Genomic DNA, 24,336 nt, shown 5'->3' with positions numbered 1-24,336 from the left:
GCGGCGGTGATCAGTCCGCGGTACCGGGCTGGTCGGCCGGCTCGGGGGCCGGCGGCGCCGTCGCGGCGAGGGCCGTGACGAGCGCCGGGGTCACCTGCTCGATCTGCCAGGGGCGGGCGCCGTGGCCCGCCAGGGCCTCCGCGATCACGGCCGGGTCGAGCCGCGACGGCGGCTCCCAGCACAGCCGGCGGACCGTGTCCGGGGCGATCAGGTTCTCCTGGGGCAGGTTCAGCCCCTCCGCGATCGCCGAGACGGCGGTGCGGGCCGCCGACAGGCGGGCCGCGGCCTCCGGGTCCTTGTCCGCCCAGGAGCGCGGCGGCGGCGGACCGGCCGCGCTGGCGCCCGGCTGCGGCAGCTCGCTCTCGGGCAGACCCTTCGCCCGGTCCACGGCGGCCATCCACTGGTCCAGCTGGCGCCGCCCCATCCGCTGCCCGAACCCGGGGAGCGCCGACAGCGCCTGGACGTTCGCGGGCAGGCCGAGCGCGGCCTCGACGATCGCCCCGTCGCTCAGCACCTTGCCCGGGGACACGTCACGGCGCTGCGCGATCCGGTCCCGGGACTCCCACAGCTCCCGAACGACCGCCATCTGCCGGCGCCGGCGCACCTTGTGCATGCCGGACGTACGGCGCCACGGGTCCTTGCGGGGCGGGGCGGGCGGGGCCGCGGCGATGGCGTCGAACTCCTGGCGGGCCCATTCCAGCTTGCCCTGCCGGTCGAGCTCCTTCTCCAGTGCGTCCCGCAGGTCCACCAGCAGCTCGACGTCCAGCGCGGCGTAGCGCAGCCACGGCTCCGGGAGCGGGCGGGTGGACCAGTCGACCGCGGAGTGGCCCTTCTCCAGGGCGTAGCCGAGCACGCCCTCGACCATCGCGCCGAGGCCGACCCGGGGGAAGCCCGCGAGGCGTCCGGCCAGCTCGGTGTCGAACAGGGAGGTGGGCACCATGCCTATGTCCCGCAGGCACGGCAGGTCCTGGGTGGCGGCGTGCAGGATCCACTCCGTGCCGGACAGGGCCTCGCCGAGGTCGGACAGGTCGGGGCAGCCGACCGGGTCGATCAGTGCGGACCCGGCTCCCTCACGGCGCAGCTGCACCAGGTAGGCGCGCTGCCCGTAGCGGTAGCCGGAGGCGCGCTCGGCGTCCACGGCCACGGGGCCGGTGCCCGCGGCGAAGGCCGCGACCACACGGGCGAGGGACTCCGCGTCGGCGACGACCGGGGGGATCCCCTCGCGGGGTTCGAGCAGGGGGATCGGCGGCCCGTCGGACGGAGCTCGTTCGTCCGGGGGGCCGCCCCCGGTGGTGGTGCGCGCGTCTGCTGCGGTCTCTTGGGCGTCGGTCACCGGTCAAGGGTATCCGTGGATGTGACGCACCCGTCGCCGGAACGTTCCGGCGACGGGTGCGGAGGGTGGGGGCGGACGGCTCCCCGGGCTTCCCCGGGGGCACCCCCGGCCACCGCTGGAGTTCGCCCGGGAGCCTCGGGGCGGGATCAGTGGATGATTCCGGTCCGCAGGGCGACGGCGACCATCCCGGCCCGGTCGCCGGTGCCCAGCTTGCGGGCGATCCGGGCGAGGTGGGACTTGACGGTCAGGGCGGACAGGCCCATCGATACGCCGATGGCCTTGTTGGACTGGCCCTCCGCGACGAGGCGCAGGACCTCGACCTCGCGGCCGGAGAGCTCTCGGTAGCCGCCCGGGTGGCTCGGGGCACCCGGGGGGCGGCGGTGCATGCGGGCGGCGGCAGCGCCGATGGGGGCGGCGCCGGGCCGGGTGGGGAGCCCGATGTTCGTCCGGGTACCGGTGACGACGTAGCCCTTCACTCCGCCCGCGAGGGCGTTGCGGACGGCGCCGATGTCGTCGGCGGCGGACAGGGCCAGGCCGTTGGGCCAGCCGGCGGCGCGGGTCTCGGAGAGCAGGGTGAGACCGGAACCGTCGGGCAGGTGGACGTCGGCCACGCAGATGTCGCGCGGGCTGGCGACGCGGGGACGGGCCTCCGCGATGGACGAAGCCTCGATCACGTCGCGAACTCCGAGGGCCCACAGATGGCGGGTCACGGTGGAACGCACGCGCGGGTCGGCCACGACGACCATGGCCGTCGGCTTGTTCGGGCGGTAGGCGACCAGGCTTGCGGGCTGCTCGAGAAGAACGGACACCTAGGCCTCCTGGGGGAGTGGCGGGACGGCCGGCTAGGGGAAGGAAGCCGGTGCGAACCGTGCGGATGGTCACTGACTCCTTCGGCACGTCACCCGCCCGGCTTTAGGGAATGATCACGATTTGGTGAGTAACAATTCGGGCAATTCGGACGGACGATCGATCATCGGGTGATCAGAAGCCCACAACGGACGCCCGGATCTGCCACTCGGTTCCGGGTTTCGAGCGGCCGTACGAGGCCGCCCGCGGATCCCACCCGGCCCGCAGGGGCTCCGCACGGCTCCGGGCCGGGGCCCGGGTACGGGTCCGCGCACGGACTCCCGCGCGCCGCCGTACGGCCCCGCGCCTACGGGTGGTGCGGACCGCGCCGCTGTGGCAGGGAGACCACGCCGGTGACCGTGTCCGTCGGGCCCACCGGGGGCAGCCCCGCGATCTGGCACAGCAGCTCGCACCACGCCGACAGGTGCGCCGAGGTGTCCGGCACCCCGCCCGCCCCCTCGCGGGGCGTCCACGAGGCCCGGATCTCGATCTGGGTCGCCGGCCGCCGCTCCGCGAGCCCGCCGAAGTAGTGCGAGCTCGCCATGGTGACGGTGCCGCTCGGCTCCCCGTACGTCAGCCCGCGCGCGTCGAGCGCCCCGGTCAGCCAGGACCAGCACACCTCGGGGAGGAGCGGGTCGGCGGCCATCTCCGGCTCCAGCTCGGCCCGTACCAGCGTCACCAGGCGGAACGTCCCGTGCCAGGCGTCGTGCCCGGAGGGATCGTGGAGCAGGATGAGCCGGCCGTCGGCCAGGTCGTCCTCGCCGTCGACGACCGCCGCCTCCAGCGCGTAGGCGTGCGGAGCCAGCCGCTGGGGTGGTTTCGTGGGGTCGATCTCGATCCCCGCACGCAGCCGCGCCTTCTTCAAGCCGTCGACCGCCCGCCGGAACGGGAGCGGGACGGCGCTCTCCTTCGCGCTGTCCGTACCGTCAGCGCCATCTGAAAATCGTCCCTGAGCCGCAGCCATGCGGGGAAGACTAGGCGGAACGGGAGCCCGTACGGCGCAGGGACACCCGCACCGGGCCGGGCACTTCGTCATACGTGCGAGGATTCGGGGCGTGAGTGCCAACGACCTTCCCCTCGCTCGAGGCTCCGCCCGAGCTGGGGAGACCCCGACCACGGGCCAGCCGAGTCAGACGTACGATTCCGCCTTCATGAAGGCGTGCCGGCGGGAGCCGGTGCCCCACACCCCGGTGTGGTTCATGCGGCAGGCGGGGCGCTCACTGCCGGAGTACCGCAAGCTGCGCGAGGGCACCCAGATGCTCGAATCGTGCATGCGTCCGGACATGGTCACCGAGATCACGCTGCAGCCGGTGCGCCGCCACAACGTGGACGCGGCGATCTTCTTCTCCGACATCGTGGTCCCGCTGAAGGCCATCGGCATCGACCTGGACATCAAGCCGGGCGTCGGCCCGGTCGTCGCCCGGCCGATCCGCCGCCGCGAGGACCTCGCACAGCTGCGCGACCTCACCCCGGAGGACGTCTCGTACGTCACCGAGGCGATCGGCATGCTCACGGGTGAACTGGGCTCCACTCCGTTGATCGGATTCGCGGGTGCTCCGTTCACCCTCGCGAGCTACCTCGTGGAGGGCGGCCCGTCCCGCAACCACGAGCACACCAAGGCCCTCATGTACGGGGACCCGCAGCTGTGGGCGGACCTGCTGGACCGCCTCGCCGAGATCACCTCGGCCTTCCTCAAGGTCCAGATCGAGGCGGGCGTCTCCGCCGTCCAGCTCTTCGACTCCTGGGTCGGCGCGCTGGCCCCGGCCGACTACCGCCGCTCGGTCATGCCCGCCTCGGCGAAGGTCTTCGAGTCCGTCGCGTCGTACGGCGTCCCGCGCATCCACTTCGGGGTGGGCACGGGCGAGCTGCTGGGCCTGATGGGCGAGGCCGGCGCGGACGTCATGGGCGTCGACTGGCGCATCCCGATGGACGAGGCCGTCCGCCGGGTCGGCCCCGGCAAGGCGCTCCAGGGCAACCTGGACCCCGCCGTGCTCTTCTCCACCCCGGAGGCGGTCGAGGCCAAGACGGACGAGGTCCTCGCGGCGGCCGCCGGCCTGGAGGGGCACATCTTCAACCTCGGGCACGGCGTCCTCCCGACGACCGACCCGGAGGCCCTGACGCGCCTGGTGGACTACGTCCACACCAGGAGCGCCCGCTGAGCCGGACGGCACCGACACAACCGGGACGCCGGTACCGCACCGTGCACGACACGGCGCGGACCGGCGTTCCGCGCGTCCGGCCACCGGCCGAGCCGCCCGCCGGGTCCGCCGTCCCGCCGGGTCCGCTGCACGCCGGATCCGGTACACGCCGGGTCCGCTACACGCCGGCGGCGCGCACCGCCGAGACCGCCTTGCGGGCCGCCACCAGCACCGGGTCCCAGACCGGGGAGAACGGCGGGGCGTAGCCCAGGTCCAGCGAGACCATCTGGTCCACCGTCATGCCCGCCGTGAGGGCGACCGCCGCGACGTCCACGCGCTTGGCCGCGCCCGCGCCGCCGACGATCTGCACGCCGAGGAGCCGGCCCGTGCGGCGCTCCGCCAGCATCTTCACCGTCATCTCCGTCGCGCCCGGGTAGTAGCCCGCCGTGTTGGTCGAGGTGATCGTCGCGGTGACGAAGCGCAGGCCCACGTCGAGGGCATCCTTCTCGCGCAGGCCGGTCCGGGCGATCTCCAGGTCGCAGACCTTGCTCACCGCGGTGCCGACCACCCCGGGGAACGTGGCGTAGCCGCCGCCGACGCCCGAGCCGATGACCTGGCCGTGCTTGTTGGCGTGCGTGCCCAGCGGAATGTGCCGGGTGCGGCCCGAGACCAGGTCCAGGACCTCCACGCAGTCCCCGCCCGACCAGATGTTCCCGTGGCCGCGGACCCGCATCGACAGGTCCGTGAGCAGGCCGCCCGACAGGCCGAGCGGCAGTCCGGCCGCGCGCGCCAGCGCGGTGCGGGGCTCCACGCCGATGCCCAGCACGACCACGTCCGCCGGGTACTCGTCGCCCGCCGCCGTCGCCACCGCCCGGACCCGGCCCTCGTCGTCGGTCAGGATCTTCGTCACCTCGGCCCGGGAGACCGTGGCGATGCCCATGCCGTTCATCGCGCGGTGCACCAGGCCGCCCATGTCCGGGTCCAGGGTGGCCATTGGCTGCTCGCCGCGGTGCAGGACGGTGACGTCGAACCCGCGGCCGACGAGCGCCTCCGCCATCTCCACGCCGATGTAGCCCGCCCCGACGACGACCGCGCGCCGGCCCTCCGTGCGCTCCAGGCTCGTCATGAGCCGCCGGCCGTCGTCCAGGCTCTGGACGCCGTGCACCCCGTGGGCGCCGATGCCGGGCAGCCGGGGCCGGACCGGGCGGGCGCCGGTGGCCAGGACGAGCTGGTCGTAGCCGGTCCAGGACTCGGACCCCGATTCCAGATCCCGGGACCGGACCCGCTGCCCGGCCAGGTCCAGTTCCACGACCTCGGTACGGGTGCGCACGTCGATGCCGCGGGCCCGGTGCTCCTCGGGCGTACGGGCGACGAGGTCCTCCGCCCCCGCGACCTGGCCGCCGATCCAGTACGGGATCCCGCACGCGGAGTACGAGGTGAAGTGCCCGCGCTCGAAGGCGGTGATCTCCAGCTCCGCCGGGCCCTTGAGCCGCCGCGCCTGCGACGCCGCGGACATCCCCGCCGCGTCGCCCCCGACCACCACCAGTCGTTCCGCCGCCATCGCCCGTACCGTCCTTCCGTCACCCGTCACCGTCGTCCGGGGGAACACGCTACGGGCGAAGGCGTGTTCCCCCTACCCGGCCGGCCTCAGGCCTGTCCGTCCGCCCCGGACCCGGTGCCGCTCCCGGCGGGGGAGTCGGCGGAGGAGTCGGCGGGGGACGAAGCCCTCGCGCGGGACGGAGCGGCACCGGGGGCGCCCGCCGGCGGCGCGGGCGTGCCCCACGGCCCGGCGGCACCCTGCGCGGGGACCAGCGCGGCGGCGGACGCCGGGCGCGGCTTCGCGGGCCGCAGCCTGCGGTAGACCCGGAACGCCAGCGCCAGCAGCGCCGCCGCGACCGCGAACGGCAGCACCGCGGCGATCGCGAGGACCAGGTACCGCACCAGGGTGGAGAAGACGTCCCAGCCGCCGCGCAGCGCGTCGGAGAAGCCCGCCTCGTCCTCCTTCTTCTCCGCGGCCTTCGGGGCCGGTTCGGACACCGAGAGGGTGATCGTGCCCAGCGCGGTCCGGTCCTTCAGCGCGCCCTGCTGGGCCAGCAGCGACTCCAGATCGGACTGGCGCCGGCTCAACTCGCCCTCCAGCATCACCACGTCGCTCAGCGCCGAGGCCCGGTCCATCATTTCGCGCACCCGGACCACGCTGGCCCGCTGCGACGTGACCCGGCTGTCGATGTCGGCGACCTTCTCGCCCACGTCCTGCGTCTCGACCTTGCGGTTCAGCAGCTTCCCGCCGCCCTCCAGCGAGCCGATCACGGCGTCGAAGCGCTCGCCCGGCACCCGCAGCGTCACCGTCGAGGTGACCAGGCCGTCCTTGCCGCGCCCCGTGGACTCGTCGCTCACGTAACCGCCCGACCGCTCCGCCTCCGTGCGGGCCGCCGCGAGGGCCTTCTGCGGCTCCTCCGTCTCGATGGCCAGCGTCGCCGTGCGGATCACGTGGGCGCGGACCGGGGCGGGCTGCGGCTGGGCCTTGGCGTCCGCCGCCGGGGGCGCGGCGGTTCCGGCACCCGGCTTGACGGCGGCCGCCCCGCCCTCCTGCGCCGCGCCGTCCTGCGGACCGGCCGCCGGGGCCCGGTCGGCGGCGGCCGGCCGCGCGGCGGACCTGTCCTCGGCGGAGCCGGCCCCGCAGCCGGTGAGCGCGAGCGCCGCGGCCAGGGAGAGGACGGCCAGAGCGGCCGCGGAGCGGTGTCCGCGCACGGAATGCATGATGGTGAACCCCCGGAGATCGGCTGGTGTTGCCGGTTCGACGTCCGGGGGCCAGGTGCGGGTTTCACCCGCGCGGTTCCGGCCCGGTCCCGATGCGGTCACGGTCCGGCGTCGGTGATCGGTCTGAGACGATGTGTCCATGCACGAAGCGGACATGCGTACGGACCGGCCGGACGTCCCCGGGGCCCCGGACGGCTCCCCGGGCCACGTCGTCGTGGTCGGCGGGGGCATCGCGGGCCTCGCCGCCGCCCACCGGCTGCTCGCCGACGGCGTCCGCGTCACCCTGGTGGAGGCCGGACCACGGCTCGGCGGCAAGCTGCGCGCCGGCGAGCTCGCCGGCCTGCCCGTCGACCTCGGCGCCGAGTCCGTGCTCGCCCGCCGCCCCGAAGCCCTCGAACTGGCCCGCGCGGTCGGCCTCGGCGAGGCCCTGCAGGCGCCCGCCACCGCCACCGCCCACCTGTGGACCCGCGGCGAGCTGCGGCCGATGCCGCGCGGGCACGTCATGGGCGTCCCCGGCGACCTGGGCCCGCTGGCCGCGTCCGGGGTGCTCTCCCCGGAGGGCCTGGCCCGGATCGGGGCCGAGCACGAGCAGCCGCCCACCGAGATCGGCGAGGACGTGGCCGTCGGCGCGTACGTCGCCGCCCGGCTCGGCCGCGAGGTCGTCGACCGGCTCGTGGAGCCCCTGCTCGGCGGGGTCTACGCCGGCGACGCGTACCGCATCTCCATGCGCGCGGCCGTCCCCCAGCTCTTCGAGGCCGCCCGCACGCACGCGCTGCTGGGCGACGGCGTACGGGAACTGCAGCGCCGGGCGGCGCAGCAGCCCCAGGCGGCCGGGCCCGTCTTCGCCGGCATCGACGGCGGCATCGGCCGGCTCCCGCTCGCCGTGGCCGACGCCTGCCGCGCGGCCGGGGCGCGGATCCTCCTGGACACCCCCGTCCGCGAGGTGACCCGTACCGCCGGGGGCTGGCGGGTGGTGGCGGGAGCGGAGGCCGTCGAGGCCGACGGCGTGATCCTGGCCACGCCGGCCGGAGCCGCCGCACGCCTGCTCGACGGGACCGTCCCGGCGGCCGCCGCCGAGCTGCGCTCCGTCGAGTACGCCTCGATGGCCCTGGTCACGATGGCCTTCCGCCGCTCCGAGCTGCCGGCCTCCGTCACCGGCGGCGGTGCCAGCGGCTTCCTGGTCCCGCCCGTGGACGGCCGCACCATCAAGGCCTCCACCTTCTCCAGCAACAAGTGGGCCTGGGCCGGGACCGACCCCGAACTCTTCCTGCTGCGCACCTCCGTGGGCCGCCACGGCGACGAGGCGGACCTGGCCCGGGACGACGCGGACCTGGTCGGCGTCTCCCTCGCCGACCTCGGCGCGGCCGTCGGCCTCGCGGCCCGCCCGGTCGCCTCCACCGTCACCCGCTGGGACGGCGGCCTGCCCCAGTACCCCGTGGGCCACCTCGCCCGGGTCGCCCGGATCCGCGACGCCGTCGCGGCCCTGCCCGGCCTCGCGGTGTGCGGGGCGCTCTACGACGGAGTGGGCATCCCGGCGTGCGTCGCCAGCGCGCACGCGGCCGCCGACGCGGTGACCGCCGTGATCGGCACCCCTGGCACCGACCACTGATCAGCACACGGGACAATGGACACATGACTGCACCAGAGAAGATTCCCAACGCGGGGAAGAAGGCGAAGGACCTCAACGAGGTCATCCGCTACACCCTGTGGTCCGTCTTCAAGCTGAAGGACGTACTCCCGGAGGACCGCGCCGGCTACGCCGACGAGGTCCAGGATCTCTTCGACCAGCTGGGCGCCAAGGACATCACCGTCCGCGGCACCTACGACGTGTCCGGCCTGCGTGCCGACGCCGACGTCATGATCTGGTGGCACGCCGAGACGGCGGACGAACTGCAGGGCGCCTACAACCTGTTCCGCCGCACCAAGCTGGGCCGCGCGCTGGAGCCGGTGTGGTCGAACATGGCCCTGCACCGCCCGGCCGAGTTCAACAAGTCGCACATCCCGGCCTTCTTGGCCGACGAGAACGCACGCGACTACGTCAGCGTCTACCCCTTCGTCCGCAGTTACGACTGGTACCTGCTGCCCGACGAGGACCGCCGCCGCATGCTCGCCGACCATGGCAAGATGGCCCGCGGCTATCCCGACGTGCGCGCCAACACCGTCGCCTCCTTCTCCCTCGGCGACTACGAGTGGATGCTGGCCTTCGAGGCCGACGAGCTGTACCGCATCGTCGACCTCATGCGCCACCTGCGCGCCTCCGAGGCCCGCATGCACGTCCGTGAAGAGGTGCCCTTCTACACCGGGCGCCGCAAGTCCGTCGCCGATCTGGTGGCCGGACTCGCCTGATACCTCCCCTGGGGGGAAGAACCGGCGTGCGCCCCTGACTGAGGCGCTGCCGGTGGATCGGGAGGCACAGCCCCCGAGTCGACGCAGCCGGAGACCCCGCCCGGAAGTTCAGACGGCAGGCGGCAGAAGTGCCCCGCGGGCACTCGCTGCTCGGCCGTCCAGCGACACCGGTGCGGGCTCCGGATGCGGTCCACACGTGACACGCCGTCCCGCGGCGTCACCTGGCAGCAGGTACCGCTCCACGTGACGGTCCACGCAGTCGTCGCGTCCGCCGACCACTCCGTGGTGGCCCGAGTCCCGCCCCGTGACCAGCACCGCCCCGGCGCCGAGACGCCGCCGGAGCTCCGGCGCCCCCCCCGGCCGTGTAGCCGGCCGTCGCGTTCTCCGCCGCCGCCGCCGCGCCCGCCTCCGAGGAGTCCGGGGCGGCCTGCGCGGCCGGCGGGCCCGGGTCGCCGCACAGCAAAGCCGCCAGGGCCGGTTGCCGTACCCGCGGACCGTCGTGACGGGCGTTCAGGAACTGCTGGAGCAGCTGGAGCCGGACGAGCTGCCGCAACTGGACCCGGAGCTGCTCGAAGAGTCGGACCCGCTGCTCCCGCAACTGCTGCCGCCCCCGCCCCCGCCGCCGCCCGAGGAGCCGCAGCCGGAGCCCGAGGAGCAGCCGGCGCCGCCCCCGGAGCAGCCGCCCGAACCGCCGCCGCCCCCTCCGCCGTCGCTCCCGGCGCACCAGAGGACCGGCAGGACGTCGGCCGACGACCCGTGGTCGTGGGACCCGTGGCGGCCGCGGTGACCGCGCGCCTGGGCCGCCGCGAGCCGGGTGCCGCGCGCCGCCGGCACCAACTGCTGCCGCAGGAACGGGTCGCGCAGGCCGCGCAGCCCGAACAGCGCGGTCTGCACGTGCGGGGTCGGGTCGTGCGCGTACGAGCCGCGCAGCTCGCGCAGCGCCCGGACGCCCGCCGGGGTCAGCCGGCTCCGGGCCCGGGCGGAGCCGATCAGGCCCGCGACGATCCCGCCCAGCAGCGCGGGCACCACCTTCACGGCGAACGGCACCGCCGGGCCGGGCTCCAGGACGTACGCGAGGAAGGTCAGCGGCAGCGAGAGGGGGATCAGCACCGCGCACACCACGGTCTGGACCAGCCCCCAGCGCCGCCAGGTGCGCCCGGCGCCGGGCGGGGACAGCAGCCCGCGGGCGGCCAGCGCGTCGCCGGTCTCCTGGACGCCGGGGTCGAGCATGGCGGCGTACCGGACCTGGTAGAGCCAGCCGGAAGGGGCCCACTGGTGCGCCTGGAGCACGGCGCGCTCGGCGATGTCGCCGGCCCGCGCCCCGGGCCGTACGTGGACGATGCCCGGGCCGCCGACGACCAGCCGGCCGTCCCCGAGGAGGGAGACGAGCGCGGTGTCCACCACGCCGCCGGGCCCGCCGGACAGGAACGCGGCCTCGGACAGGTCGTGGAGGCCGGCGACCGGCCCGGCCGCCGGGGTCCGGGAGCGGCGCAGGCCGCGGAAGAGCAGGACGGTGGAGGCGCCGACGCAGAGCCAGACGGCCAGGGCGAGGAGGTTCATGCCGCTCTCCCCATCAGGGCGCGGGCCCAGCGCACGATGCGGCCGGGCGGCCGGGCTCCGGCCCGGTCCTGCCACCAGGCGGTGAGCCGGCGCCGGGCGGCCGGGTCGGCCGGCAGGTCCCGGATGAGGAGGTGCTCGGCGAAGTCCAGCGCGTCCCGGCGGTACCCGCCGGTCATGGGACGACCCTTGGCGTACGCGGAGAACGACTCGCGGAACGGTCCGTCGCCGCCGAGGATCGCGGGGAGTTCGGGGGCCAGCCCGGCCACCACCCCGGCCCGCTTGGCGATGAGGGCGCGGGCCTGCACGCGGACGCGCTGCCGGTCGAACCCCTCGGGGACGGGCGTCGCGGCCACCAGGGCCGACAGCAGGGCGGCCTGCCGGAGCCCGACGCACGTCCGGGCGGCCTCACCGGCCGGGGCGGGCGCGGAACCCGGCTCCACGGCGTCGCCGCCGTGGCCCGCCGGGTCACCGCCGGACCCGTCGGCCGGAGCCGCCTGCGGCGCGGCCGTCGCGTCCGTCACCGCGGTGACTCCGGCCGCCGCGGTGACTCCGACTGCCGCGGTGACGCGTACGCGCGGCGGCGCGGCGTCCCGGCCGGCGGCCGTCAGCACCGTGCGGATCGCGGTCAGTTCCCCGGCGAGCTCCGCCTCCGGCGGGAAGTCGTCGTCCCGCTCCAGCAGCACGCCCGGCGGATCCACCCGGGACCGCAGTCCCGCCAGCAGGTCCAGCACCACCGGCGGCACCGGGTGCGCGTGCGTGTCGTGCCAGACACCGCCCCGCTCCACCCCGCCCGCCACGTGCACGTACGCCAGCGCCTCCAGCGGGATCGCGTCCAGAACGGCCGCCGGGTCCTCGCCCCGGTTGACCCGGTTGGTGTGCAGGTTGGCCACGTCGATGAGCAGCCGGACACCGGTCCGGGCCACCAGCTCCGAGAGGAACCGGCCCTCCGACATCTCCTCGTCCGGCCAGGAGATCAGTGCGGCGATGTTCTCCAGCGCCAGCGGCACGGGCAGCGCGTCCTGGGCGATCCGTACGTTCTCGCACAGTACGTCCAGCGCGTCCCGCGTGCGCGGAACCGGCAGCAGGTGGCCCGCCTCCAGCGCGGGCGAGGAGGTGCGGACGAACGCGATGTGCTCGGTGACCAGCGGCGCCCCCAGCGCCACCGCCCGCTCGGCGAGCGCCGCCAGCTTCCCCGGGTCGGGGCGGTCCGCGCCGCCCAGCCCCAGGGAGACCCCGTGCGGTACGACGCGCACGCCGCGTTCGCGCAGCCGCACCAGCGCGGCCGGGAGGTGGCCCGGGCAGATGTTCTCGGCCACCACCTCGACCCAGTCCAGGCCGGGCAGCCGCTCGACGGCGTCCGAGATCTCCGGCCGCCAGCCGATGCCCACCCCCAGGTGTGCCATGGGCTCCATGTCCCCCGCCCCCTCTCATCGGACCTTGTGCCGGTGTCTTCGCCCCGGCCGGGTCACGCCAATCGCGCGGGGGGACGTTCAGAGCAACATTTGAGGTTCCGCGGGGCCGCGGAACCGCCTCAGAGCCGTGCCCGCAGCGCCGGATGGTCCGCGACCACCGTGCACGAGCCGGGCGCGATCTCCGTGAAGCCGGCGTCGCGGACCACCGGCAGCCCGCTCCCGCTCAGCTCCGCCCACCGCTCGCGCGGAGGGGTCCGTACGGCCAGCCGGAAGCCGGACTCCCGCCAGGCGGCCCGCTCCGGTGCGGTCAGCTCCCACCAGGCGAGCTGCGCCGCGTGCCCGGCCTGCGCCATGGCCTTGCCGGCCGACATGTCCAGGCCGGGGTTGAGCCACAGCACGGGCAGGTCCGCCCCGGCGGGGGGCGGGGCGAGCCCGGGGTCGTCCAGGTCGGTGCCCGAGACCTGGAGCTTGGCCAGCTCCTTGGGCCAGCCGTCGAGGGGCACAGGCGGGAAGACCCGTACCTCCGCGGCGTCGCCGTGCACGGTGACGCCCGGAAGGGTCCCGGCCTTGCGCCACTCCGCGCCGCGCGCCCGCCGGACCACCTTGCGGATGCGGGCGTCCTGCCAGTCGCGGACCGCTTCGGCCCACTCGCCCTCGCCGTGCGCCCGCTCGTCGGTCAGCAGGACGAGCACCGCGCGGGCCGCGGTCTCCAGGGCGTCCGTGCGGGCGGGCGGCTCGGCCTTCTCGATCCGCACGACCAGCGGCAGAACGAATTGCGGGGCCTCGTCGCGGACGGCGTGCTCCTGGCGGAAGGGACGGTCGGACCCGACGGCGGGTACGTCCGTGGTGTCGTGCGCGGGCTGGCTGCTCATCCTGTCAAGGATGCCAGCCTCCGCCTTCAGGATGATGCCCAGGGGGCTCGCTCCGGGCGAGGATCGAAGCCATGAAGAGTGACCTGTTCGCGTCCGAGAACCTCGCCCGGCCCGCCACCGCCCCGGGCATGACCCTGCAGAACGCCAAATCGGTGAAGTACGCCGTCGACGGCGAGATGCTCGCGCGCCAGGGCTCGATGGTGGCCTTCCGGGGCAGCCTCCAGTTCGAGCGCAGGGGACAGGGCATCGGCGGCATGCTCAAGCGCGCCGTCACCGGCGAGGGCCTCGCGCTGATGACGGTGCGCGGGCAGGGCGAGGCCTGGTTCGCCCACCAGGGCGGCAACTGCTTCATCGTCGACCTGGAGCCGGGCGACGCCCTGACCGTCAACGGCCGCAACGTGCTGTGCTTCGACCCCACCCTGTCCTACGAGATCAAGATGGTGAAGGGCGCAGGCATGGCCGGCGGCGGCCTCTTCAACAGCCTCTTCACCGGCACCGGCAAGCTCGCCGTCGTCTGCGACGGCGCCCCGATCGTCATACCGGTGACCGCGCAGGCGCCCGTCTACGTGGACACCGACGCGGTCGTCGGCTGGAGCGCAGGGCTGGAGACGGGCCTGCACCGCTCCCAGTCGGCCGGGTCGATGATCCGCGGCGGCTCCGGCGAGGCCGTCCAGCTCATGCTGCGGGGCGAGGGCTTCGTCATGGTCCGCCCGAGCGAGGTCACCGAGCGGACCGGGGCGCACTGACCCCCGGGGGACGCCCTCCCCGGCCCGTCCGCCCTGGGCCGGGCCGCCCGCGGTCGCACTGCTGCCGGCCCCGCCGTCCGGCGGCCCGGCTGAGTAGGCTCGTACCCATGGAGCAGCAGGAAGTGACCCCGTCGTACTGTGCGGCCCCGGCGGCGCCCGCCGGACGGGTGGCCGGGCCGCCGTACGCCGATTGCGTGGAGTGCGGCAGGCCCACCGAGTACGGGGTCGCGACCCCGGGCATCGTGCTGTGCCCCGTGTGCGAATGGCAGGAGGCACAGCGCACCGCCTGCTCCGGCTGAGCCTCCCCCCCGCCCGCTCCCGCTACGTGCCGATGAGCTCGGACACCTTCACGAAGCGGTAGCCCCGCTTGCGCAGCTCCGGGACGATCTTCCGGACGGCCTCCTCGGTGACCGGGGCGGCGCTGCGCGTGCAGTGCATGACCACCACCGAGCCCGGTTTGACCCCGGCGAGCACTTGCTCGGCCACGGCGTCCGGGTCCTTGGCGAAGGCGTCTCCGCTGACCACGTCCCACTGGACGGCCGTGATCCCGGCCGTGGACAGGGCCCGCAGGGACCGGTCGTCGTAGCAGCCGCCGGGGAAGCGGAAGTACGGGACGGTGTTGACCGCGCCGGCCGTGCGGAAGGCGGCGAAGGCCCGGTCCACGTCGGCCCGGGCGGCCGCCGCGTCGAGCGCGGGCAGCCCGTAGCAGGGGGACGTGAAGGCGTGGTGGCTGTAGGAGTGGTTCGCGATCTCGAAGTTCGGGTCGGTGCCGATGGCCTTCGCCTGGTCCGGGTACTCCTCGGCCCAACGGCCCGTCATGAACACCGTCGAAGGCACCTTGAGGGTGCGCAGCGCCGAGATCAGCGCGGGGTTGTCGAAGTGCTCCCCGTCCGCGGCGCGGGGCCCCTGGTCGGAGGTCATGTCGGCGTCGAAGGTCAGCGCGACGGTCTTGTCGGCCTGCTGGCGCGCCCGTTCGAAGACCGGGGTCAGACCGTTCGGACCGGGCGCCATGGTCGGGGGCTTGGCCGGGGGGCCGGCCTGCGGGGCGGACGGGCCGGGGGCGGCGGGCGCCTTCCCGGACGGGGAGGCGGTGGCGGAGGCCGTCGCCGCCGGCGTGCCCATGCGGGCTTCGCGTCCGGCGTCCGACGCGCCGGTGCCGCCCCCGCAACCCGCGAGGGCGGCACCGAGCGCGGCTACGGCTGCCGCTTTGCGCACAGAAAGAGTCACGCAGGCAAAATATATGACTATGTGGCAATCAGACGTGCACGGCACTCCTCCACGTCGAAATCACCCTTCGGGTACTGCGGACCGATGGCCTCCAAGTGCTCCAGCAGCAGTTTGCTGACCGCCCAGTTGCGGTACCACTTGCGGTCCGCGGGGACGAGGAACCAGGGCGCGGCGTCCGTGGAGCACCGCTCCATGGCCTTCTCGTAGGCCTCCTGGTACGCGGGCCACAGGCCCCGCTCCTCGATGTCGCCCTCATTGAACTTCCAGTGCTTGTCCGGGTTGTCGAGCCGTTCCAGGAGCCGCTCGCGCTGCTCCTCGTAGCTGATGTGGAGGAAGACCTTCACGACGGTCACGCCGTCGTCCGCGAGGGTCTGCTCGAACCGGTTGATCTGCCCGTACCGGCGGCCGAGCACACTGCGCGGCACCAGTTCGCGGACGCGGGCGATGAGGACGTCCTCGTAGTGGGAGCGGTCGAAGATGCCGATCTCGCCGGGCTGGGGGAGGGCCTGCGTCACGCGCCAGAGGAAGGGGTGGCTGTGCTCCTCGGGGGTGGGCGTCTTGAAGGCCCGGATGCGGCAGCCGGACGGGTTGAACTGGCCGATGACGTGCTTGACGGTGCCGCCCTTGCCGCTGGTGTCCATGCCCTGGAGGACGACCAGGACGCGCTGCGGGCTGCCGGCGGTGCTGGCCGCGTAGAGCCGTTCCTGGAGGGAACCGAGCCGCTCCGCCATGGCGGCGGTGGCCGCCACGCCCGCCGCCTTGCCCGTGGGCCCGGCGGGGGTGGCGCGGGGGTCGAAGCGGCGCAGGTCCACCCGCTCGCCCGCCGGAACCCGCAACACCTCCCGCAGCTCCGGACCGTCCCCGGCCCCGGGCCACTCCCGCCCCTTCCCGCCGCGAGGCTCCGGCCCGGTCCCGCGAGGCTCCGCCCCGGGCCGGTCGGTGACCTCGGCCCTCGCTTCGGCCCTGCCCTTGCCCTTGCCCCTGGCCTCGGCCTTCTCGGCTCCCGCGTGGTCCGCCTCCGGCCGACCGCCGGCCTCGGTCGCGGCCCCGGTCCTGCTCCTGGCCTTGGGCTTGCCCTTCCTGGTTCCCGAGTCGTCCGCCTCCGGGCGGTCCGTAGCCATGGTCCCGGGGCCGGTGCCGTCGTCGGCGCCGGGCCGCTCGGAGGACGAGCTCTCGGGCTCCTTCTTCCCCTTGGCCTTCGCCTCGGCCTTCGTCCTGGCCTTCGCCTTGGCCTTCGTCTTGGCTTCGGCCCTGCCGCCGATGTCCGGCCGGGCGCTGTCATCGCCCTCCGGCCGGTCCGGGGACGCGCCCTTGCCCTCGGCCTTCGCCTTGCTCTTCCCCTTGCCCTTGCCTTCGGCCTTCGCCTTGCCCTTGGCCTTGCCCTTCGGCTCGGTGTCGGCGCCGGTTTTCGGTCCGGGACCGGCCTCCGCCTCCGCCTCGGCCTTCGGCCGGGTCCGCTTCTTGGCGCTCGGGGTCTTCCCGCCCCGGTCGGCCGGCTCGCGGGCGTCCGGGAATGCGGGGCCGTCCGGGTCGGGCTGCCGGTTCCGCCGGTCCGTGTGCTTCTTTGCCACGCCACCTACCCCCATCGTGTCGATTCCGTTCGATCTTCCCTCCGATCGAACGGAATCGCGATGTGGCGGCCGGTGTCAGTGCCAGGGGCCCGTCACTGCGAACGTCGTCCCCGGGGCGTAGGCGTTCACGTACATCGTCCGGCCGTCGGGGGAGAAGGTGACTCCGGCGAACTCCCCCCACTCCGGCGCCCCCGGCCGCCCGACGTCCTGCGCGTTGCGCGCGACCGGGTAGACCTCGCCGCCGACCGTGACGCCGAAGACGTACTGCGCCCCGCCGCCGTCCTCGCACACCATCAGGCCGCCGTCCGGTGCCAGGCAGATGTTGTCGGGGGAGTCCCCGGGCAGGGTCGTGTCCGAGGCCGGGCCGAAGAGGACGTCCAGTCGGAGCCGGCCGCGCCGCGGGTCGTAGAACCACACCTGGCCGTGGTGGTCGGCGGCCGATCCCTCGCGGCTGCGGGCGTAGCTGGAGACGAAGTGCACCCCGCCGCCACCCCAGTAGCAGCCCTCCAGCTTCTGCGCGTGCGTGATCCCGCCCGGCCCGAAGTCCTGGAGCCGGATCGGGGTCGTCGTCGCCCCCGGGTCGGGTACGGGCACCCACCGCGCCGGGAACTCCGCCCCGGGCCGGTCCACCACCGACAGGTCGGCCAGGCCCGGTACGCGCAGGGCCTCCAGGGCGCCGCCCGCCCGCAGCGAGCCGGGGCCGCCGAGGGGCCGCTCGGGCAGGAAGCGGTAGAACAGCCCGAAGGGCTCGACGAAGGCGTCCTCGGTCTCGTAGACGATCCCGCTGTACTGGTCCACGGCGACGGCCTCGTGGGCGAACCGGCCCAGCGCGGTGAGCGGGACGGCCCCCGAGCGGTGCGGATGGGCGGGGTCCACCTCGAAGACGTAGCCGTGGTCCAGCGTGTAACCGGAGGTGCCGGCGCGGTCCTCGGTCTCCTCGCAGCTCAACCAGGTGTTCCAGGGGGTCCGCCCGCCCGCGCAGTTGACGGCCGTACCGGCCAGGGCGACTCGCTCGCCGACGACCCGGCCGGCGCCGTCCAGCTCCAGGACCGTGCAGCCGCCCAGCGCCTGCGGGTCGTACGTCAGTCCCGCGACGGCGGGGACGCGCAGGGCGGCGGTCGTGCGGTTCTCGTGGTTGCGGACCAGCCGGACCCGGTTGCCTCCGGCGGTGGAGCCGACACCGCCGCCGGCGCCCGCGGAGAAGGCGGCCATGCCGTCGCAGTTCCCCGGCACGGGCCCCTCGCCGGAGCGCAGCGGGTCGCCCGCGCGGGAGAGCACCCGGTAGGAGAACCCGGCGGGCAGGTCGAGCAGCCCGCGCGGATCGGGCAGCAGCGGTCCGTACCCCCGGCCGGTGGCCGGGGCGGCTCCGGCGCCACCGGCGAACAGGGCGCCGAGCGCGCCGGTGAAGGCGATCCCGCCGGCGGCGAGCAGGCTGCGTCGGGTGACGGACATCGGCAACTCCCGGCGGCGGTAATGGAGATGTGAACGGCCCGTGCTACCACGGCGGCCCGCCCGCCGGGGGCCGACGCGAGCGCTCCCGCCCGGGCGTCACACCACCGGGTCCGCGGGTTCCGCCGCCCGGCGCCGGTGGAAACGCGCTCGACGTCCGGGCGCGGATTCGGCAGGCTCCTGCCATGGAACGCGACGTCTGGCCCCTGTACGGGCTGCGCATCACGACCCCGCGGCTGGAGCTGTGCCTGCCGGACCTCGCCGGCCTGGCCGAGCTGGCGGCGGTCGCTGCGGACGGGGTCCACGACCCCGGGCGGATGCCGTTCACCGTGCCGTGGACCGACGCGGCCCCGGCGGAACGGGGGCGGGCGGTGTTCCAGCACGTGCTGGGCACCGTCGCGGGCTGGACCGTACGGGACTGGACGCTCAGCCTGGCGGTGCGGTGCGCGGGGTCGGTGGTCGGCCGCCAGGACCTGTCCGCCGCCGAGTTCGCCGTCACGGGCGAGACGCACACCGGCTCGTGGCTCGGCGCCGTCCACCAGGGCCGCGGCATCGGTACGGAGATGCGGGCGGCGGTGCTGCACCTGGCGTTCGAGGGGCTCGGTGCGCGGAGCGCCACCTCGGCCGCGATGACGGACAACGCGGGCTCGCTGCGGGTCTCGGAGAAGCTGGGCTACCGCCCGGACGGGCTGGAGACGGTCTCCGTACGGGGGACCGCCCGGACCCTGCGCCGACTGCGGCTGGACCGCGCCGACTGGGAGGCCCACCGCACGGTGCCGGTGGAGCTGGCGGGCCTGGACGGGTGCCGCGGGCTGTTCGGACCCTGAGGGCTGTCCCGAGCGCCGCAACGGCCGGGGCGTGCCGGGCCGGAGCGGCGAACGGCCGCCGGTCCGCGAACGGGCCGGACCGGCTCCGGCCGTCAGACCAGTTCGGCGGAGAGCGTGATCGTCGTGCCGGTCAGGGCCTGGCTGACGGGGCAGTTCTTCTTGGCGTCCTCGGCGGCGGCGGCGAAGCCCTCCGCGTCCAGGCCGGGTACCTCGGCGCGCACCGTCAGGTGGATGCCGGTGATGCCCTCGCCGGGCTGGAAGGTGACGTCGGCCTTCGTCTCCAGGCGGGTGGGCGGCGTGCCCGCGCCGTCCAGGCCGTGGGAGAGCGCCATCGAGTAGCAGCTGGAATGCGCGGCGGCGATCAGCTCTTCGGGGCTGGTCTTGCCGTTGGCCGCCTCGGCGCGCGAGGGCCAGGAGACGTCGTACGAGCCGAGACCGGAGGAGTCGAGGCTGACGACGCCCGAGCCCTTGAGGAGGTTGCCTTCCCAGACGGTGTGCGCGTGACGCGTGGTGGCCATGGTGGATCCCTTCGCAGAAGTGGGAACGGCCGGGCCGCGAAAGGGCCCGACCGTGCCAAACCTACTGGGACACCAGGGGCTTCGCGTCGCGTGCCAGCGCGGTGAGCCGCGAGATCGCCCGGAAGTACTTCTTGCGGTAGCCGCCGTTCAGCATCTCGTCGCTGAACAGGCGGTCGAACGGCACGCCCGAGGCGAGGACCGGGACCTCCCGGTCGTACAGCCGGTCGGCGAGCACCACCAGCCGCAGCGCCGTCGACTGGTCCGGCACCGGTCCGACCTCGGTGAGACAGACCGCCGAGAGCCCGTCCGTCAGCGCGCCGTAGCGGCTCGGGTGGACCCGGGCCAGGTGCTCCAGCAGGGCCGGGAAGTCGTCCAGGCTCGCGCCCGGGGTCGCGTACGCGGCCTTGGTGACCTGCTCCTCGGAGAAGGGAGCCGGCGCCTCCGGGAGCCCCCGGTGGCGGTAGTCCTGGCCGTCGATCCGCAGCGGTCGGAAGTGCGCCGACAGCCCCTGGATCTCCCGCAGGAAGTCGGCGGCGGCGAAACGCCCCTCGCCGAGCTTGCCGGGCAGCGTGTTGGAGGTGGCGGCCAGCGCGACCCCCTGCTCGACCAGGCGGCTGAGCAGGGAGGACACCAGGACGGTGTCGCCCGGGTCGTCGAGCTCGAACTCGTCGATGCACAGCAGCCGGTGCCCGCCGAGGGTCTGCACGGTCTGCTGGAAGCCGAGCGCGCCGACCAGGTTGGTGAGCTCCACGAAGGTGCCGAAGGCCTTGAGCGCCGGTTCGGCCGGGGTGGCGTGCCACAGGGAGGCGAGGAGGTGGGTCTTGCCGACGCCGTAGCCGCCGTCGAGGTAGACGCCGCGGGGGCCCGTCGGGGCCGCGGGCTTCTTCGCGAACCAGCGCCGCTTGCCGGAGCCGGTCGCGTGGGCGCCGCCGAGGCCGGCGGCGAAGCCGCTCAGCACCGTGACGGCCTCGGTCTGGCTGGGCTGGGCCGGGTCCGGGTCGTAGGTGTCGAAGCGCACCGAGTCGAAGCGCGGCGGGGGCACCATCTCGGCCACCAGCCGTTCGGCGGGCACCCGGGGCTCGCGGGCACACAGCGACTGCGGGCCGGCGTCGGCTATGGGAGGCCGTTCGGCGGGCCGCGCGGCGGCTGAACCCGAGGTGGAGGGAGAGGTCGACACAGCACTCAACTCTACGGGGCGTGGCACACTGCACCGATGCGACGCCTGTTCCCTGTGACCGATCAGACACCGGCCCCACCCCGGGATCCGGCCGACCGCGCATGGTCGCTGGACGAGCTGGCGGAGGCGTACGCGTACCCCTCCCTCGGTGCCGGTGAGCACTGGCTCCGGGCCAACATGGTCTCGACCCTGGACGGGGCGGCCCAGCACGACGGCCGCTCGCAGCCGATCTCCGGCGAGACCGACATGCGGATCTTCGGCACCCTGCGGGCGCTGGCCGACGTCGTGGTCGTCGGTGCTGAAACGGTTCGCCAGGAGGGGTACCGGCCGGCCCGGGCGCGGGACGCCTTCGCCGCCCGGCGCGAGGCCGCGGGCCAGGGGCCGGCCCCCGCGATCGCGGTGGTCACCGCCAGCCTGGACCTGGATTTCACCCTGCCGCTGTTCACCTCGCCCCTGGTCCCCACCCTGGTGGTCACCGGGGCCGCAGCCCCCGCCGACCGCGTCGCCGAGGCGGTCGAGGCCGGTGCCGAGGTGGTCGTGGCGGGCGACGGGACCGGCGTGGACCCGGCGCGGGCGGTACGGGAACTGGCCGGGCGGGGGCTGCGCCGCCAGCTCACCGAGGGCGGACCCCGGCTGCTCGGGCAGTTCGTGGCCGCCGACGCGCTGGACGAGCTGTGCCTGACCATCTCGCCGATGCTCACCGCCGGCAGCGCCCAGCGGATCTCCGGAGGCCCTTCGGTCGCGGTTCCGCACCGGCTGGCGCCCGCCTGCGTACTGGAAGAGGCCGGGTTCCTCTTCACGAGCTACCGTCGGATCTGACAAGGGGCGGAATTTGTCGTTCCGCTTAGCTTCCGCTGGGCATATACCTGCGCAAGCCCCGTGCGACAGCGGGGCAGGATGGTTTCCGCAGGGGCCGGCCCGCCAGCCGGCCTCGGCCCATGAAGGAGAGGGCGTCCGTGTTCACGAGCGTATTGATGATCGAGCAGCCGCTGACCACGGTGGACGTGGACTTCGTCACCAGCCTGCACGGAGACGACGCGGTCTCCTTCGTCGTCCTCATGCAGCCCCGGGGCGACCAGGACCGACTGCTGCGCGCCATCGACGACGTGGCGCTCGGCGAGCTTCCCGAGGCGGTCCGCGAGGGTGAGGAGCCCGAGGGCGACGCCGCACAGGGCCCCGCCGCACACGCCCTGGCGCACTCCCTGAACGCGCTGCGCGGCAAGGGTGCCAAGGCCACCGGGCAGATCATCGGGCGGCACCCGCTCGACCGGCTGAAGGACGTGGTCGAGGAGACCGGGGCCGACGAGGTGATCGTCCTGACCGCCCCGCACTTCGTGGAGGAGTTCTTCCACCGGGACTGGGCCTCCCGCGCCCGCCACAAGGTGGGCGTTCCGGTGCTCAAGCTCTTCGCCCACAACGAATAGGCTGGGCCCGCGCCCCGCAGCGCGTCCGTGGACGCGGTCGCGGACGCGCGACCCCGTAGGACACGCACGATCGATTCCTGGAGCGACCTGAATGAAGCCCGGCCTGCCGACCGCCATGGAACGGCCCCACTTCATCGGCATCGGCGGCGCCGGCATGTCCGGCATCGCGAAGATCCTCGCCCAGCGGGGCGCACAGGTCGCCGGCAGCGACTCGCGCGATTCGGAGACCGCCCGGGCGCTGCGCGCGCACGGGGCCGTCGTCCACATCGGGCACGCCGCCGGCCACCTCGCCGACGACTCCACCTGCGTGGTCGTCTCCAGCGCCATCCGCGCCGACAACCCCGAGCTGGCCCGCGCCGCCGAGCTCGGCATCCCCGTGGTGCACCGCTCCGACGCCCTCGCCGGCCTGATGGACGGCCTGCGTCCGATCGCCGTCGCCGGCACGCACGGCAAGACGACCACCACCTCGATGCTGGCGGTCTCCCTGTCGGCCCTGGGCCTGGACCCCTCGTACGCCATCGGCGGAGACCTGGACGCCCCCGGCTCCAACGCCCACCACGGCGAGGGCGACATCTTCGTCGCCGAGGCGGACGAGAGCGACCGCAGCTTCCACACGTACACCCCGCAGGTCGCGATCATCCTGAACGCGGAGCTCGACCACCACGCGAACTACGCGTCGATGGAGGAGATCTACGAGTCCTTCGAGATCTTCGTCTCCAAGATCGTGCCCGGCGGCACCCTCGTCGTCGCCCACGGCCAGGCCGGCGCCGCCGAGATCGCCCGCCGGGTCCGCGGCAACGACGGCCTGAACGTCGTCACCTACGGCGAGGAGCCGGAGGCCGACGTCCGGATCACCAAGATCACCCCGCGCGGCCTGGCGAGCGAGGTCACCGTCGTCATCGGCGGCCGGATGCTCACCTTCACCGTCTCCGTCCCCGGCCGCCACTACGCGCACAACGCCGTCGCCGCCCTCGCGGCCGGCGTCGCCCTCGGCATCCCGGCGCACAACCTGGCCTCCGCCCTCGGCAAGTACACCGGGGTCAAGCGCCGCCTCCAGCTCAAGGGCGAGGCCGCCGGGGTCCAGGTCATCGACTCCTACGCGCACCACCCCACCGAGATGACCGCCGATCTGGAGGCCATCCGCGGCGCCGCCGGGGACGCCCGCATCCTGGTCGTCTTCCAGCCCCACCTCTTCTCCCGCACCCAGGAGCTGGGCAAGGAGATGGGACAGGCCCTCGCGCTGGCCGACGCCTCCGTGGTCCTCGACATCTACCCGGCCCGCGAGGACCCGATCCCCGGCGTGACGAGTGAGCTGATCATCGCGGCCGCCCGGGCCGCGGGCGCCGACGTCACCGCCGAGCACTCCAAGGACGCCGTCGCCGACGTCATCGCGGGAATGGCCAAGCCCGGTGATCTCGTTCTCACCATGGGCGCGGGCGACGTCACGGACCTGGGACCCCGGATCCTGGAAACGATCGCCCGGCTGTCGAACTGAGGGAGCGGGAACGTCATGGCGTACGAGGTCGAGAAGACGGACGAGCAGTGGCAGGCGGAGCTGACCCCCGCCGAGTACCAGGTGCTGCGCCTCGCCGGCACCGAGCCGGCCTTCCGCGGTGAGTACACCGACACCAAGACGGAGGGCGTGTACTCCTGTCGCGGCTGCGGTTCCGAGCTGTTCCGCTCGACGGAGAAGTTCGAGTCGCACTGCGGCTGGCCGTCCTTCTTCGACCCGAAGGACAGCGACGCGGTCGAGCTGGTCCACGACCGGTCGCACGGCATGGTCCGCACCGAGGTCCTCTGCGCCGCGTGCGGGTCCCACCTGGGCCACGTCTTCGAGGGCGAGGGCTACCCGACCCCCACCGACCAGCGGTACTGCATCAACTCCATCTCCCTGAGGCTCACCCCCGCGGAGAGCTGAGGCGGTCCTCCGGGGCCCGGCCCGGGCTCCGGCCCGGGACCGGTCCCTTCGGACGTCCGGGACCGCCGGGGCCTCCGCGACCCCGTCCGGTGCAGGGTGCGGCCGCTGGGCCCCCGCCCCGAAGTGCCGGCGCTCCGGGGGCTGTTGCGCGGCGGGTGGCTGCGCCTACCGTCTTCGCCAGGCGGCGCGCGGTCGCCCGGACTCGGTCCGCG

General features: G+C 74.6%; 23 protein-coding genes and 1 pseudogene. 10 read left to right on the top strand and 14 right to left on the bottom strand.

Annotated features, from left to right (window positions below; genetic code table 11):
• Positions 1–10: 10 nt before the first annotated feature.
• The 3 genes from ACFWW8_RS15100 to ACFWW8_RS15090 form a co-directional block, all read right to left on the bottom strand.
• Complete coding sequence (locus tag ACFWW8_RS15100; RefSeq protein WP_386528449.1) at positions 11–1,333, bottom strand: ribonuclease D; 1,323 nt, start codon at positions 1,331–1,333, stop codon at positions 11–13.
• 146 nt (positions 1,334–1,479) lie between these two features.
• Positions 1,480–2,142, bottom strand: coding sequence for a response regulator transcription factor (locus ACFWW8_RS15095; protein ID WP_267720058.1), 663 nt, complete (start codon positions 2,140–2,142; stop codon positions 1,480–1,482).
• A gap of 344 nt (positions 2,143–2,486) precedes the next feature.
• Positions 2,487–3,143: a DUF3000 domain-containing protein gene (locus ACFWW8_RS15090; protein ID WP_386528446.1), complete on the bottom strand. Its 657-nt coding sequence runs from the start codon at positions 3,141–3,143 to the stop codon at positions 2,487–2,489.
• A gap of 187 nt (positions 3,144–3,330) precedes the next feature.
• Here ACFWW8_RS15090 and hemE point away from each other — a divergent pair, with 187 nt between their 5' ends.
• Positions 3,331–4,338, top strand: coding sequence for a uroporphyrinogen decarboxylase (gene hemE / locus ACFWW8_RS15085; RefSeq protein ID WP_386528443.1), 1,008 nt, complete (start codon positions 3,331–3,333; stop codon positions 4,336–4,338).
• Between the two features lie 157 nt (positions 4,339–4,495).
• On the opposite strand, the gene ACFWW8_RS15080 is transcribed toward hemE, so the two are convergent.
• Together ACFWW8_RS15080 and ACFWW8_RS15075 are read right to left on the bottom strand one after the other, a co-directional pair.
• Positions 4,496–5,878 carry an FAD-dependent oxidoreductase gene (locus ACFWW8_RS15080; RefSeq protein ID WP_386528440.1) on the bottom strand — a complete coding sequence of 461 codons (1,383 nt, stop codon included), beginning with the start codon at positions 5,876–5,878 and terminating at the stop codon, positions 4,496–4,498.
• A gap of 86 nt (positions 5,879–5,964) precedes the next feature.
• Positions 5,965–7,077 (bottom strand): DUF4349 domain-containing protein, encoded by a 1,113-nt coding sequence (locus ACFWW8_RS15075; protein WP_386528437.1) that lies wholly within the window; start codon positions 7,075–7,077, stop codon positions 5,965–5,967.
• Between the two features lie 139 nt (positions 7,078–7,216).
• Here ACFWW8_RS15075 and hemG point away from each other — a divergent pair, with 139 nt between their 5' ends.
• Together hemG and hemQ are read left to right on the top strand one after the other, a co-directional pair.
• Positions 7,217–8,686: a protoporphyrinogen oxidase gene (hemG, locus tag ACFWW8_RS15070; protein WP_386528434.1), complete on the top strand. Its 1,470-nt coding sequence runs from the start codon at positions 7,217–7,219 to the stop codon at positions 8,684–8,686.
• 23 nt (positions 8,687–8,709) lie between these two features.
• Positions 8,710–9,423, top strand: a complete 714-nt coding sequence (hemQ, locus tag ACFWW8_RS15065) for a hydrogen peroxide-dependent heme synthase (RefSeq protein WP_383919705.1) — start codon at positions 8,710–8,712, stop codon at positions 9,421–9,423.
• Positions 9,424–9,531: 108 nt separating this feature from the next.
• Here the strand turns inward: hemQ and ACFWW8_RS15060 are convergent.
• From ACFWW8_RS15060 to ACFWW8_RS15045, 4 genes and pseudogenes are all read right to left on the bottom strand, one after another.
• Positions 9,532–9,741 (bottom strand): annotated as a pseudogene (locus ACFWW8_RS15060) (alpha/beta hydrolase); the annotation flags it as partial.
• A 192-nt stretch (positions 9,742–9,933) separates the two neighbouring features.
• Positions 9,934–10,983, bottom strand: a complete 1,050-nt coding sequence (locus ACFWW8_RS15055; protein WP_386528430.1) for a TIGR04222 domain-containing membrane protein — start codon at positions 10,981–10,983, stop codon at positions 9,934–9,936.
• Positions 10,980–12,395 carry a DUF692 domain-containing protein gene (locus ACFWW8_RS15050; RefSeq protein WP_386528429.1) on the bottom strand — a complete coding sequence of 472 codons (1,416 nt, stop codon included), beginning with the start codon at positions 12,393–12,395 and terminating at the stop codon, positions 10,980–10,982. The genes ACFWW8_RS15055 and ACFWW8_RS15050 overlap by 4 nt, the downstream gene beginning before the upstream one ends.
• 119 nt (positions 12,396–12,514) lie before the next feature.
• The gene (locus tag ACFWW8_RS15045; protein WP_386528426.1) at positions 12,515–13,267 is read right to left on the bottom strand and encodes an aminoacyl-tRNA hydrolase; all 753 of its coding nucleotides are present in this window, start codon (positions 13,265–13,267) and stop codon (positions 12,515–12,517) included.
• 71 nt (positions 13,268–13,338) lie between these two features.
• Here ACFWW8_RS15045 and ACFWW8_RS15040 point away from each other — a divergent pair, with 71 nt between their 5' ends.
• Both ACFWW8_RS15040 and ACFWW8_RS15035 read left to right on the top strand, forming a co-directional pair.
• Positions 13,339–14,013: an AIM24 family protein gene (locus ACFWW8_RS15040; protein WP_386528423.1), complete on the top strand. Its 675-nt coding sequence runs from the start codon at positions 13,339–13,341 to the stop codon at positions 14,011–14,013.
• Between the two features lie 107 nt (positions 14,014–14,120).
• Positions 14,121–14,312, top strand: a complete 192-nt coding sequence (locus tag ACFWW8_RS15035; RefSeq protein WP_386528420.1) for a hypothetical protein — start codon at positions 14,121–14,123, stop codon at positions 14,310–14,312.
• A gap of 22 nt (positions 14,313–14,334) precedes the next feature.
• Here ACFWW8_RS15035 and ACFWW8_RS15030 read toward each other — a convergent pair whose 3' ends face one another.
• From ACFWW8_RS15030 to ACFWW8_RS15020, 3 genes are all read right to left on the bottom strand, one after another.
• Positions 14,335–15,240: a polysaccharide deacetylase family protein gene (locus ACFWW8_RS15030; RefSeq protein WP_386528417.1), complete on the bottom strand. Its 906-nt coding sequence runs from the start codon at positions 15,238–15,240 to the stop codon at positions 14,335–14,337.
• Between the two features lie 17 nt (positions 15,241–15,257).
• A complete protein-coding gene (locus ACFWW8_RS15025) occupies positions 15,258–16,088 on the bottom strand; it encodes a PPK2 family polyphosphate kinase (protein WP_386528573.1) in 831 nt (276 codons plus the stop codon).
• Between the two features lie 798 nt (positions 16,089–16,886).
• A complete protein-coding gene (locus ACFWW8_RS15020; RefSeq protein ID WP_386528414.1) occupies positions 16,887–18,263 on the bottom strand; it encodes an alkaline phosphatase PhoX in 1,377 nt (458 codons plus the stop codon).
• 182 nt (positions 18,264–18,445) lie between these two features.
• Between ACFWW8_RS15020 and ACFWW8_RS15015 the strand changes: the two genes are divergently transcribed.
• The gene (locus ACFWW8_RS15015; protein WP_386528411.1) at positions 18,446–19,087 is read left to right on the top strand and encodes a GNAT family N-acetyltransferase; all 642 of its coding nucleotides are present in this window, start codon (positions 18,446–18,448) and stop codon (positions 19,085–19,087) included.
• A gap of 92 nt (positions 19,088–19,179) precedes the next feature.
• On the opposite strand, the gene ACFWW8_RS15010 is transcribed toward ACFWW8_RS15015, so the two are convergent.
• Together ACFWW8_RS15010 and zapE are read right to left on the bottom strand one after the other, a co-directional pair.
• On the bottom strand, positions 19,180–19,605 hold the full coding sequence (locus ACFWW8_RS15010; RefSeq protein ID WP_386528408.1) for an OsmC family protein: 426 nt from the start codon (positions 19,603–19,605) through the stop codon (positions 19,180–19,182).
• Positions 19,606–19,666: 61 nt separating this feature from the next.
• Entirely contained in the window at positions 19,667–20,722 is a 1,056-nt protein-coding gene (gene zapE, locus ACFWW8_RS15005) for a cell division protein ZapE (protein WP_386528571.1), read from the bottom strand.
• A 96-nt stretch (positions 20,723–20,818) separates the two neighbouring features.
• Here zapE and ACFWW8_RS15000 point away from each other — a divergent pair, with 96 nt between their 5' ends.
• The 4 genes from ACFWW8_RS15000 to msrB all read left to right on the top strand — a co-directional run bounded on the left by ACFWW8_RS15000 (position 20,819) and on the right by msrB (position 24,124).
• Entirely contained in the window at positions 20,819–21,601 is a 783-nt protein-coding gene (locus ACFWW8_RS15000) for a pyrimidine reductase family protein (protein ID WP_386528405.1), read from the top strand.
• Between the two features lie 137 nt (positions 21,602–21,738).
• On the top strand, positions 21,739–22,206 hold the full coding sequence (locus tag ACFWW8_RS14995; protein WP_386528402.1) for an indole-3-glycerol phosphate synthase: 468 nt from the start codon (positions 21,739–21,741) through the stop codon (positions 22,204–22,206).
• 91 nt (positions 22,207–22,297) lie between these two features.
• Positions 22,298–23,701 (top strand): UDP-N-acetylmuramate--L-alanine ligase, encoded by a 1,404-nt coding sequence (gene murC / locus ACFWW8_RS14990; protein WP_386528399.1) that lies wholly within the window; start codon positions 22,298–22,300, stop codon positions 23,699–23,701.
• Between the two features lie 15 nt (positions 23,702–23,716).
• A complete protein-coding gene (gene msrB, locus ACFWW8_RS14985) occupies positions 23,717–24,124 on the top strand; it encodes a peptide-methionine (R)-S-oxide reductase MsrB (RefSeq protein ID WP_386528396.1) in 408 nt (135 codons plus the stop codon).
• The last annotated feature ends 212 nt before the right edge of the window (positions 24,125–24,336 follow it).

The sequence above is a fragment of the Streptomyces sp. NPDC058701 genome, assembly GCF_042715295.1.
Taxonomy (GTDB): Bacteria; Actinomycetota; Actinomycetes; order Streptomycetales; family Streptomycetaceae; genus Streptomyces.
Note: the sequence above shows the minus strand (reverse complement) of the source record. Positions and strands in the feature narration are given on the sequence as shown.

What these genes read in the sequence shown, in the direction of transcription:
- ACFWW8_RS15090 (WP_386528446.1), bottom strand. Translation starts at nt 3,143, where the DNA reads ATGGCTGCGGCTCAGGGACGATTTTCAGATGGCGCTGACGGTACGGAC.
- hemE (WP_386528443.1), top strand. Translation starts at nt 3,331, where the DNA reads ATGAAGGCGTGCCGGCGGGAGCCGGTGCCCCACACCCCGGTGTGGTTC.
- ACFWW8_RS15080 (WP_386528440.1), bottom strand. Translation starts at nt 5,878, where the DNA reads ATGGCGGCGGAACGACTGGTGGTGGTCGGGGGCGACGCGGCGGGGATG.
- ACFWW8_RS15075 (WP_386528437.1), bottom strand. Translation starts at nt 7,077, where the DNA reads ATGCATTCCGTGCGCGGACACCGCTCCGCGGCCGCTCTGGCCGTCCTC.
- hemG (WP_386528434.1), top strand. Translation starts at nt 7,217, where the DNA reads ATGCACGAAGCGGACATGCGTACGGACCGGCCGGACGTCCCCGGGGCC.
- hemQ (WP_383919705.1), top strand. Translation starts at nt 8,710, where the DNA reads ATGACTGCACCAGAGAAGATTCCCAACGCGGGGAAGAAGGCGAAGGAC.
- ACFWW8_RS15055 (WP_386528430.1), bottom strand. Translation starts at nt 10,983, where the DNA reads ATGAACCTCCTCGCCCTGGCCGTCTGGCTCTGCGTCGGCGCCTCCACC.
- ACFWW8_RS15050 (WP_386528429.1), bottom strand. Translation starts at nt 12,395, where the DNA reads ATGGAGCCCATGGCACACCTGGGGGTGGGCATCGGCTGGCGGCCGGAG.
- ACFWW8_RS15045 (WP_386528426.1), bottom strand. Translation starts at nt 13,267, where the DNA reads ATGAGCAGCCAGCCCGCGCACGACACCACGGACGTACCCGCCGTCGGG.
- ACFWW8_RS15040 (WP_386528423.1), top strand. Translation starts at nt 13,339, where the DNA reads ATGAAGAGTGACCTGTTCGCGTCCGAGAACCTCGCCCGGCCCGCCACC.
- ACFWW8_RS15035 (WP_386528420.1), top strand. Translation starts at nt 14,121, where the DNA reads ATGGAGCAGCAGGAAGTGACCCCGTCGTACTGTGCGGCCCCGGCGGCG.
- ACFWW8_RS15020 (WP_386528414.1), bottom strand. Translation starts at nt 18,263, where the DNA reads ATGTCCGTCACCCGACGCAGCCTGCTCGCCGCCGGCGGGATCGCCTTC.
- ACFWW8_RS15015 (WP_386528411.1), top strand. Translation starts at nt 18,446, where the DNA reads ATGGAACGCGACGTCTGGCCCCTGTACGGGCTGCGCATCACGACCCCG.
- ACFWW8_RS15010 (WP_386528408.1), bottom strand. Translation starts at nt 19,605, where the DNA reads ATGGCCACCACGCGTCACGCGCACACCGTCTGGGAAGGCAACCTCCTC.
- ACFWW8_RS15000 (WP_386528405.1), top strand. Translation starts at nt 20,819, where the DNA reads ATGCGACGCCTGTTCCCTGTGACCGATCAGACACCGGCCCCACCCCGG.
- murC (WP_386528399.1), top strand. Translation starts at nt 22,298, where the DNA reads ATGAAGCCCGGCCTGCCGACCGCCATGGAACGGCCCCACTTCATCGGC.
- msrB (WP_386528396.1), top strand. Translation starts at nt 23,717, where the DNA reads ATGGCGTACGAGGTCGAGAAGACGGACGAGCAGTGGCAGGCGGAGCTG.